Here is a 2,451-nt window from a genome sequence, read left to right as displayed (position 1 = left end):
CGGCATGGCCGGCCAGCCGTATCCTCCAGCGCCTGCACGCTGCGACGGGCGCGCTCGCCTGCGACGGCCTGCTGCGCCAGCTGGCGCAGGAACCGCTGAGCGCGCGCAGCGCCACGCTGCGCCTGGTCGCCGTTGCCGACTCCTATATCGACGCCGCACGGGTACAGGAATGGGACGCCGCCGGTCGACTCATGTCCAACACCAATCCGCAAGGCCAGGTGCCCGGGGAAGCCGCGGCGGGCCTGTTGCTGGACCTGGCGGTCCAAGCTCCGGGCGGCGAGTCCGCCACGGCTGACGCTACGCTGTCCCTGATCCTGTCGGCGCAGACGCAGCGCGCTGTTGCCGCCGACGCGCGCGGTGCGCTTCATGAAGAACAACTGACCGAGCTGGCCACGCAATTCCTGGCCGAGCATGCCCAGCCCGCCGCCGGGGTGGCAGCGCTGATCAGCGATGCCGACCACCGCGGCAGCCGCCCCCTGGAGGCCGCCGGCCTGGCCTCGGCGCTGTTTCCTGCGCTGGACCCCAATCAGGACTGCCTGGCGGTCGGGTCCGGCTGCGGCCACACCGGCGCGGCCGCGCACCTGCTGACCATAACGGTCGCGGGCATCGCTTGCGTGCAAGCCGGGGCGCCCGTGCTCGCCCTCATGACCCAGGACCCGGCGCTGCGGACGCTGGTACTGGTGTCGCCCTCCGAACCCCTCCCCGCCTGACCCAAAAGAACATAGCTCAAACCATGCGCAGCCCCTCCGATCTTCTATCCGGCACCTCCCGCGCCATCAGCGAAGGCCGACATTGGTCTTCGCGCGCGCCGGCCAACCCGCGTACCTTCATGGCGCTCGGCTTGCTGGCCCTGGTGGTGTTCCTGTTCCTGTTCGCCGACACGGTAGAGATCGGCCTGATCTGGGCCGGCATCGCCCTGGGCGTATGCGCGCTGCTGTGGCTGTGCGCCTATCTGTGGCGCCGGCGGCGCACCCGCAAGGCCAACAAGAACCTGGGCGACATGCTGGAGCAGCAGGTCCAGACCGGCGCGGCCGCCAATCGCAATGACGTGGAAGCGCTGCGCACGCGGCTGACCCAGGCGGTGCGCACCATCAAGACCTCGAAGATCGGCCAGACCTCGGGCAACGAAGCCCTGTACGAACTGCCCTGGTACATCGTTATCGGCAACCCTGCCGCCGGCAAGAGCAGCGCCGTGATCAACTCCGGCCTGCAGTTCCCCTTCGCCGACAAGAACGGCGCGGCGGTGCGCGGCGTGGGCGGCACGCGCAACTGCGACTGGTTCTTCACCACCGAAGGCATCCTGCTGGACACCGCCGGGCGCTACTCGGTGCATGAAGAGGACCGCAACGAATGGATGGGCTTCCTGGATCTGCTCAAGCGGCATCGTCCGAAGGCGCCCATCAACGGCATCATCGTGGCCGCCAGCATCGACGAACTGACGGGCGCGGGGCCCGAGTTCGCGATCAACCTGGCCAAGAACCTGCGCCAGCGCGTACAGGAACTGACCGACCGCCTGGAAGTGTTCGCGCCGGTCTACATCATCTTCACCAAGGCCGACCTGATCTCAGGCTTCAGTGAGTTCTTCTCCGACAGCGACCAGAGCGAGCGCGACCGCGTATGGGGCGCGACCCTCCCTTATGGCGCCGAAGAGAACCGCGATGTGCTGGCGTTGTTCGACAGCCGTTTCGACGAGCTGTATGAAGGTTTGAAGGAAATGGGCACCGCGCAGATTTCGCTGCGCAACAGTCGCGACCTGCCTCCGGGCCTGCTGACGTTTCCGCTGGAATTCGCCGGCATCAAGCCGGCGCTGCGCACCTTCCTGTCGACGCTGTTCGAGACCAATCCATTCCAGTACAAGCCGGTGTTCCGCGGCTTCTATTTCACCAGCGCGCTGCAGGAAGGCGTTACGCAAAGCACTTCCACCGAGCGGCTGGCCGAACGTTTCGAGCTGCGTCCCGCAGCGCGCGCGCAGACGCGCAGCGTGACCTCCAACAACGGGTTTTTCCTGCGCGACCTGTTCTCCAGCGTGATCTTCGCGGACAAGAAGCTGGTGCGCCAGCACGCCAGCCCCGCCAAGACGCGCATGCGCTACCTGGCCTTCTTCGGCCTGGTGCTGGCGCTGGGGCTGGTGCTGGGCGGCTGGAGCTGGTCCTATCTGGGCAACCGGCAGCTGGCGCAGAACGTGCAGGCCGACCTGGACAAGGTGGTGCGTCTGCAAAGCGAACGCACCGACCTGCAAAGCCGGTTGGAAGCGATGGAGATCCTGCAGGACCGCATCGAGCAACTGGACCGCTATTCCTCCAGCCGGCCGTGGTCGCTGGGGCTGGGCCTGTACCAGGGCGACGTGCTGAAGGAGCGGCTGCTGGCCGAGTACTACAACGGCGCGCGCCAGTTCATGCTGGCGCCGGTGAAGGTCAGCCTGGAAGACTTCCTGGCCAAGGTCGACATGTC

General features: G+C 67.1%; 1 protein-coding gene and 1 pseudogene. Both read left to right on the top strand.

Annotated elements, in window-relative coordinates; all coding sequences use genetic code 11:
• Window positions 1-710 (top strand): annotated as a pseudogene (locus WBB14_RS21480) (hypothetical protein); the annotation flags it as partial.
• Window positions 711-829: 119 nt separating this feature from the next.
• The coding region (tssM, locus tag WBB14_RS21475; RefSeq protein WP_424241621.1) for a type VI secretion system membrane subunit TssM at window positions 830-2,451 on the top strand (1,622 nt) is incomplete at its 3' end.

It is taken from the genome of Achromobacter sp. (genome assembly GCF_049647645.1).
Classification (GTDB): domain Bacteria; phylum Pseudomonadota; class Gammaproteobacteria; order Burkholderiales; family Burkholderiaceae_B; genus Achromobacter.
The sequence above is the reverse complement of the archived record's forward strand: the minus strand, read 5'-3'. Positions and strand labels throughout refer to the sequence as shown.